This is a genomic window from Microcystis sp. M20BS1 (genome assembly GCF_020245305.1).
Taxonomy (GTDB): Bacteria; Cyanobacteriota; Cyanobacteriia; order Cyanobacteriales; family Microcystaceae; genus Microcystis; species Microcystis ichthyoblabe_A.
The window spans coordinates 41,899-50,968 of record NZ_JADBUZ010000070.1 but is presented as its reverse complement, the minus strand read 5'-3'; the positions used below and the strand labels follow the sequence as shown (position 1 = coordinate 50,968).

Here is a 9,070-nt window from a genome sequence, read left to right as displayed (position 1 = left end):
CACTCCGATTCCATCCCGAACTCGGTTGTGAAACTTCACCGTGGCCAAGATACTTGTCGGGTTGCCGACCGGGACAATAGCTCGATGCCAGGATTATTCTTTCCTACCCCTCAATCCCACAAGATTGGGGGGTTTGGTTTTATCTAAGCTATGCTCTGAATTAACACAAAAGGTTGCACGATTAGTGTATTAAAAAGGTTATCGGGATGGGAATTCCAATCACTTAACTGCTCTTGTGTCGGTTTTTCTAGTAGTTTTTCCCCGATCCAATTCTGCACTTGAGCAACCTGATCACTGGCGATCGCTTCTGCCACTTCGATTAAATTGAGGGAATCCGAAACCACGATCAGCGCATCCCTTTGAGCATGGGGGATCAAGTCACTCCACTCCACTTCGGCTAATTCCTCTAATAACTGCTCGTGAATATTACCCATACTGTCAATCCTTGCGAAAAAGCTCGCTCAATAACGAATTAGCTCCTCTTTCTAGCATACAGGCAAAGGGACAGCCGATTTCCATCTATAGTAATTAGGGTTGGCTGAATAAATCTAAAAACCTTGTTGGGTAAGACTTTTAGACTTTTTGTCAATCAAAAAGTACTGGACTGGGAGTGATCAGGGGGAAAATTCAGGTACTTTTTCCCTGAAAATTAGGTAGTTGACCACCTGAAAATCGGTAAAACCCTACACCCCACACCCTGCCCCCAAGAAAAACTTTTTGCCGCAAACCCTAATTATCACTGTTTACTGATCACTGAAAAAGCTGACGGCTGACGGCTCAGATGTGTAATTAATTGTGCTTAGAACCTTATGACCGAAGCGATTCGCGCCCCTGGGAAAGAAAGGCAGTGCTTCTCCTTCTCTGCTGTCCCAAGAGAGTCCTTCCACAGAGTCAATGCCACTGGCGGCTTGACACCTCTCCTGAACGGTTACAAAATTACTACTGGACTTGACAATTAAATAATTAAATTTTGTTTAACTGAGTATTTTTACTTAGGGTAAGCCGCTAAGATAAAAATAGGAGCGGTAAAAATAAAAAACAGTAAGCAGTCTTTATTGAGTTTAGGTAAAGTGAACCCAGAGGAGGGATAGGGTAATCGCATAAAAAGACCTCTTGACAGATACAGCTTGGCCTCAACCATTGACCATGCAAACGTTTCAGACTTTTGCTTTGTAACGAAACAGTCATAAACCTGACGTAAGCAATACTAAAGCAAATATTCGGTCAAAACCCAAAACCCTGTATCAGCAAAACTTTTTGCCATTCTCAATTGTCAGGTTATGTTGAAGTGCGTGCGATTGCCCTGTAATTAGTTTTATGTTAAAAGAACTTCAGAAATCAGTTGTAGAGGAAAAAATGCTTTGTTTATCTGTAGAATCAAAATCTAAAGGCGAAATTTTTCAGGACATTTCTACTTTTGTAGATATCTTGAACCATAGAGCATTGCAGCAAGCCGAGCAAACAGCTTATATCTTTTTGGCTAATGGAGAAACAGAAACCGCCAGACTGACTTATCAGCAATTAGAGCAAAAAGCAAAAGCTTTGGCGGCTCAACTTCAGTTACAAATGTCTCCGGGAGAAAGAGCTTTATTGCTCTATCCATCGGAGGAAGAATTTATCATTGCTTTCTTTGCCTGTTTATACGCGGGTGTTATTGCCGTTCCCGTTTATCCTCCCCGACGTAATCAAAAGCTCTCTCGACTACAAGCAATAACTAAAGATGCCCAAGCCAAACTGGCCTTAACTACTACATCCTTATTAAATACTATTGAGGAAAAATTTTCGAGTGACCCTGAGTTAATAACAGTACCCTGCCTAGCTACTAATAACATCCCGGATAAGCAAGCAGAAAACTGGCAAAAACCGAATCTTTCTTTAGAGGACATAGCTTTCCTACAATATACTTCTGGTTCCACAGGTATGCCTAAGGGAGTTATGGTTAGTCATAAAAATTTACTTTATAATGAAAAACTGATTGCTTCTGCCTTTGGACATACAAGCGAAACTATTGGTGTAGGATGGTTGCCACTATTCCATGATATGGGACTAATTGGTAACGTATTACAACCAGTGTACGTCGGATTTCCTTGTGTGATTATGCCCCCAGAAGCATTTATCCAAAAACCGCTCCGATGGTTACAGGCTATTTCTCGCTACAACGCTACCAGTAGTGGCGGTCCTAATTTTGCTTACGAATTATGTGCTGATAAAATTAAACCTCAAGAGCGAGAAAATCTGGATTTAAGTTGTTGGGATGTGGCTTTTACTGGGGCCGAACCTGTTCGAGCAGCTACCTTAGAAAAATTTGCTAATACTTTCGCTGATTATGGTTTTAAGAGAGAGGCATTTTATCCTTGTTATGGGATGGCTGAAACTACTCTATTTGTATCGGGGGGAATTAAAAGCCAATCTCCTGTGATTGAAGCAGTTGATAAATTAGCTCTTTTAGAAAATAGTGCCGTTACTATTAACTCTCAACACCCGAATGCTCAATTATTAGTTGGTTGTGGTCACGCTTGGTTATCAGAAAAAATTGTAATTGTAAATCCTGAATCTTTAACTGAATGTCGAGATGGGGAAATAGGGGAAATTTGGGTATCTAGTGACAGTGTAGCTCAGGGTTATTGGAATCGACCCGAACAGACAGCAGAAACTTTCAAAGCTTATTTAGCTGATACCCAGGTTGGGCCATTTCTGCGGACAGGAGATTTAGGATTTTTACTGGCTGGTGAGTTATTTATCACAGGAAGAATCAAGGATTTAATTATTGTTCAAGGACGTAATCATTATCCTCAAGATATTGAATCCACCGTCGAAAAAAGTCACCCAGGATTGCGGCAAGGGTGTGGAGCAGTATTTTCAGTGGAAATTGCTGGTCAAGAAAGGCTAGTAGTTGTTCAAGAAGTCGAACGAAGCTATCTGCGTAAATTAGACTCACCAGCGGTAATTGAGCAAATTATTCGCTCTGTTGCCGAAGAACATCAACTAGATGTTTATGCCGTGGCACTGCTGAAAACAGCAAGTATTCCCAAGACATCTAGTGGCAAGATTCAACGTCAAGCTTGCCGAGCTAGTTTTCTAGCAGGAACTCTTAATGTGATTGGCGATTGGAGTAAGAATCCTGAACATAAGAATGGATTTAAGCAGCTTAAATCAGATATTAACTCTCTGCTAAAACAAGTCAAAAGTTATCAGGTTGTTGAAGAATTCTCTGAGGTCAGTCAGAATCAAATTGTGTCCGATACTCAAGAAGCAATTGAAGAGTGGCTAATTAAAAAAGTTGCAGAGATCTTGCAAATAGCACCAGAAAAAATAGATATTCAACAAGACTTAGCAAGTTATGGACTGAGTTCTTTAGCGGCAGTAAGTCTTTCGGGAGAGCTTGAGCAATGGCTGGGGAAAAGTGTATCTCCTATGCTGGTTTATGAATATCCTAGCATTCATGCGGTTGCTCACTATTTAGCCCTAAATGGATTAAGTTCTGAAGCTCTAGCTACAACTTCATCCACAGTCGCTCAAAAAACCTCATCACAACCTCAAAATGAGCCGATCGCTATTATCGGTATTGGCTGTCGTTTTCCTCAAGCTAAATCTCCAGACGCATTCTGGCAACTATTACGCCAAGGAGGGGATGCAATAACAGAATTATCTTCTCAAAGATGGAATCATCAAGAACTGGGCAATTTAAACCCCATAAATGGTGGATTTTTAGATAATGTTTATGATTTTGATCCTCAATTTTTTGGCATCTCACCTCGGGAAGCAGTGGAAATGGATCCCCAGCAAAGACTTCTCTTAGAAGTTAGTTGGGAAGCTCTCGAAAATGCTTGTATTGCCCCCGAAACTTTAGCAGGGAGTCAAACAGGTGTATTTGTTGGCATCAGTAGTGATGATCATGCTCGCTTGTTATCTAAAGATAATGAGTCTATAGGCACTTACTATGGCACGGGTAACGCTTTTTGTGTGGCGGCTAATCGTTTATCTTATTTTCTAGATTTCCATGGACCTAGTTTAGCTATAGATACGGCCTGTTCTTCCTCGTTAGTTGCTGTCCACGAAGCTTGTAAGAGCTTAACAGATGGGGAATGTCATCTCGCATTAGCAGCCGGGGTAAATTTGCTGCTATCTCCCCAATTAACTATTAATTTCTCAAAAGCAGGGATGTTAGCCGCTGATGGTCGCTGTAAAACCTTTGATGAACGTGCTAATGGCTATGTAAGGGGCGAAGGTTGTGGGGTGGTTATCCTCAAACGCCTAGAGAAGGCTATTCAAGACGGCGATCGCATTTATGCAATTATTCGCGGTTCAGCAGTTAATCAAGATGGTCACAGTAATGGACTAACTGCACCCAATAAACAAGCTCAACAAGCTGTTATTAAAAAAGCCTTAGCCAAAGCTCAGGTAAGCGCCAAAGATATTAGCTACGTGGAAGCTCATGGTACAGGTACATCTTTAGGGGATCCGATTGAGCTTAATGCTCTCAAAGAAGTATTAATGGAGGATCGTCAATTAGATCAGCCCTGTTGGATCGGCTCTGTAAAAACTAATATTGGTCATCTCGAAGCAGCCGCAGGAATTGCCGCACTGATTAAAGTTTGCCTCGCTTTACAAAATCGTGAAATTCCTCCTCACCTTCATTTGCAAAAACTCAATCCTTATATTTCTCTAGAAGGAACTTCCTTATCTATTCCTACTCAATTACAGCCTTGGAAAAAGGGTAAAAAAGGGCGATTAGCTGGGGTATCTTCTTTTGGTTTTGGTGGCACTAATGCTCATGTTATTTTACAAGAATTTGTTCTGGAAACCTTGGAGCAAGAGCATCATGAACCATCTCTTGCTATCTTGACTATTACCGCTAAAACTAAGTCATCTTTGCGAGAATTAGTATCAAGTTATCACAGTTATCTTCAAGCAAATCCGCAAATCAACTTACAAGACTTTTGCTTTAGTGCTGATGTGGGGCGCTCGCATTTTCATCATTGTTTAGCTATTCAAACTGAGTCTTTAACTCAATTACAATCCCAGTTAGAGGCTATTATTGAGGGCAAAGAAGCTGGGGGAATTTTAACCGGTGAACTATCGCACCAGAAACACCAGAAAATTGCGTTTCTTTTTACAGGTCAGGGGTCACAATATATCAATATGGCCCGGGAACTTTATGAGACTCAACCTACTTTCCGTAGAACCCTTGAACACTGTCAAGAGATTCTTAGTATCTATTTAGACAAACCTTTGCTATCTATTCTCTATCCTCAAGAGGGAGAGAACTCACCCATAAATGAAACAGCTTACACCCAACCCGCCTTATTTGCCATAGAATACGCACTCGCTCAATTATGGAAATCTTGGGGTATTGAACCTAGTGCAGTTATGGGTCATAGTGTAGGAGAATATGTGGCCGCTTGTATTGCCGGGGTGTTCAGTCTTGAAGATGGGTTAAAACTCATCGCTTATCGAGGTCGTTTAATGCAAGCATTACCGTCTAACGGTAAAATGGTAGCAGTTACTGCCGACGAAGAAACTGTCAGACGTGCCATTATTTCTTATGAAAAACAGGTTTCTATCGCTGCTATTAATGGGCCATCTAGCATTGTTATTTCTGGGGACAGTCAAACCGTTGATGCAGTAGTCGCTAATTTAGATACCGAATGGGTGAAGACAAAAACCTTACAAGTTTCTCATGCTTTTCACTCACCTTTGATGGAGCCAATATTGACCGAGTTTGCCAAAATTGCCCGAGAAATCACCTACTCAAAACCAAATATTAGCTTAATTTCTAATGTCACTGGTAAAATAGCGACAGCCGAAATAGCTACGCCTTCTTATTGGGTAAATCATATTCGCCAGACCGTAGAGTTTGCCGCAGGAATGAATACACTAGCGAGCCACGGTTATGAGGTTTATCTAGAAATTGGTCCCCAACCCATTTTAATAGGAATGGGAAGTCATTGTATTCCAGAAGGCAAGGGAGTATGGTTGCCAAGTTTGCGATCTAGAAAATCAGATTGGCAACAAATGTTACAAAGTTTGGCAGAATTATATGTTAAAGGAACACCTGTAAATTGGACTGGATTTTCAAAAGATTATTCCTATCATCGTTTGAGTCTGCCAACTTATCAATTTAGCCGACAATTGTATTGCCATGGCAGTATATTGTCCGACTGCTCCACTACAAGAGTTGAGTCAACCAATGGTAAGGGACATATTTCTCACAACAATCCTCAGGGTACTCAGCAATTTGAGTTATACTCTAGCAATGGCAATGGACATCTTCATCCTTTAATAGGAAAACGGTTACATTTGCCACTAAAACCAATTATCTTTGAATCTCAAATCAGTCAAGATTGTCCCAATTATATTCAACACCATCAGATTCAAGCAACCACTATTTTCCCTGCTACTGCTTACTTAGAAATGGCTCTTGTCGCTGGGATCAATGTTTTTAAATCCGACTCAATCAGCCTAGAAGATGTGAAGATTGAGCATCCCTTATTTTTCGAGGGTAATCAAGTCAAAGACATCGAGTTAATTCTGACTCCTCAAGATTCCCAGACTTATACCTTTGAAATCTTTAGTCTTAATCCTGTTGGCGATTCTTGGACACTTCATACTTTGGGTAAAATTATCAAAGTAACAGATATTACTCAACCCAGTCCAGTCAACTTAGAAAACTTATCAATTGATTCTCTTGAATCCGTAAATGTTGAAGATTATTATCAACAATTACAACAACGAGGAATGGACTACGGAGCAAGTTTTCAAGCCATTACAGACCTGTGGCAGTATGAAGGAATGGCTCTCGGACAGATTCAGTTACCAGAACCCTTAGTTAATGAAGCTTGTAACTACAAATTACATCCCGTTTTACTGGATGCTAGTTTACAAGCATTAGGGGCGGCTTTATCAAGAGAAGACTCTGGCGATGCTTACCTACCTGTGGGTTTAAAGCAATATCAAGTCTATGGTTCTGTACCCCTTCATCTATGGAGTAGAGTTAAGTTAAATCAAGACTCTTCTGAGCCTTCCCAAACCATCACCGCAGATGTGGATTTATTTGATGACAGTGGGGTACTGCTTGCCGAAATTCAAGGATTATCAGTTAAGCGTATTAGTTCTCAAAAACTGGGGCAAGTTGTGCAAAAAGAGGAGACAGAAAACTGGTTATATGAAATAGTCTGGCGACCACAAAACCGTGATTTGAACTTACCTTTAACCGGAGCAGAAAATCTTGGCACTTGGTTACTGTTTACCAAGGGTGATGGAATGGGTTCATCTTTAGCTAATCAACTAACACAATTAGGTGAATATTGTATTATCGTTTCTGTTGGCTCTCACTATCAAAAGCTAAACCCAGAAAGTTATACAGTTAATCCTCTTGTTACCGATGATTTTACCAAACTTTTCCAAGAGAGCTTAGAAAATAAACCTCCCTTAAAAGGAATAGTTCATTTATGGAGTTGTGAGAATAATTCATCTACAGATTTATCTCTAGAAGCCTTACAAAAGGCGCAAGAAATAGGCTGTGGTAGTGTCTTGTCTCTAGTTCAAGCTTTAACTCAAAAACGAGGTACAAATTTACCCCGTCTGTGGTTAGTTACTCAAGGTGCACAAACTTTAGATCCCTCAGACACATCCTTAGCTATTGAACAAGCGCCTTTATGGGGACTTGGCCGAACGATCGCCCTAGAACATCCAGAATTACAATGTGTATGTGTGGATCTAGAAGCATCACCCAATGCTAACCAATCCCTACTTGTAGCGGAAATATTAGCTCCTGACAGCGAAAATCAGGTGATTTATCGTCAAGAAATCCGTCATGTTTCTCGACTGGTGCGACATAGTGCCCACAGCACAAGTCAACAAGAGAAAATACGCCCTGATAGCAGCTATCTAATTACTGGGGGTTTAGGAGCATTAGGATTAAAAATAGCTGATTGGATGGTTTCTCAAGGTGCTAAATATTTAGTTCTCACTGGACGAAGTGAACCAAATACAGAAGCTATCACATTGATTGAACGATGGAAACAGGCAGGAACTGAGGTAGTTATCATCAAGGCTGATGTTTCTAAACAAGAGGATGTTCAAAAATTATTCCAGAAAATGACAGTATCCTTACCCGTTATGCGTGGAATTGTTCATGCAGCAGGAGTGTTAGATGATGGACTCTTATCACAACTAGATTGGCCACGTTTTACCCGTGTTATGGCTCCCAAAATAACAGGAACATGGAATCTACATTGTTTTAGTTGGGATCTACCTTTAGATTTCTTTGTCTGTTTCTCGTCCATAGCCTCATTAATGGGTTCACCGGGTCAAGGTAACTATGCCGCAGCTAATGCGTTCATGGATGCTCTAGCTCACTATCGCCGGAGTTTAGGACTACCCGGACTAAGTATTAACTGGGGTCCATGGTCTGGAGTGGGTATGGCAGCCAATTTAGACAATCGCTTTTTTGCTCAAGGCATTAATCCCATCAGAATTGAGCAAGGGTTACAGATATTCGGTGAATTAATTCAAGAAAATATAGCTCAAATTGGGGTTTTATCCGTTGATTGGCCACAATTTATAGCATCTTATCCCTTTAATCTTCCTCTATTGACTCAAATTGCACAAGATGTAGGAGGATATGATGGATTATCAGCTACTCAGTCGCCAATTCTGTCTCAGTGGCAAGAGTCTTCCGGTGATTCGAGGATTTTGCTTTTACTTGCTTACATTCAAGGTTTAGTTGCTAAGAGTATAGGGACAGATGCTGCTCAAATTCATCTAGATCAGCCCCTAAAAACAATTGGTTTTGACTCCCTAATGACTGTTGAAATGAAAACTAAGCTAAGTGTTGATTTGGGAGTTGATATTCCTCTAACTAAATTTCCTGAAGATGTTACTGTTACCACTCTAGCCATTTTCGTGAATGAACAATTAATAGAGAAAGTCTCCATTTCTCCTGACCCTGTAATCAATCAAGTTGATGAAGAGCAAATTTCTGAGGAGTTGTTAGCTCAACTAAACCAGTTAACGGATCAGGAACTTGATGTTCTTTTAAGTTCTATATCATCTAATTAAGGAGATT

The 9,070-nt window shown here is 40.5% G+C and carries 2 protein-coding genes; one reads left to right on the top strand and one right to left on the bottom strand.

Annotated elements, in window-relative coordinates:
* Positions 1–143: 143 nt before the first annotated feature.
* Positions 144–434: a DUF2288 domain-containing protein gene (locus tag IM507_RS07180; RefSeq protein ID WP_061433104.1), complete on the bottom strand. Its 291-nt coding sequence runs from the start codon at positions 432–434 to the stop codon at positions 144–146.
* An 883-nt stretch (positions 435–1,317) separates the two neighbouring features.
* Between IM507_RS07180 and IM507_RS07175 the strand changes: the two genes are divergently transcribed.
* On the top strand, positions 1,318–9,063 hold the full coding sequence (locus tag IM507_RS07175) for a type I polyketide synthase (protein ID WP_123231175.1): 7,746 nt from the start codon (positions 1,318–1,320) through the stop codon (positions 9,061–9,063).
* Positions 9,064–9,070: the final 7 nt, after the last annotated feature.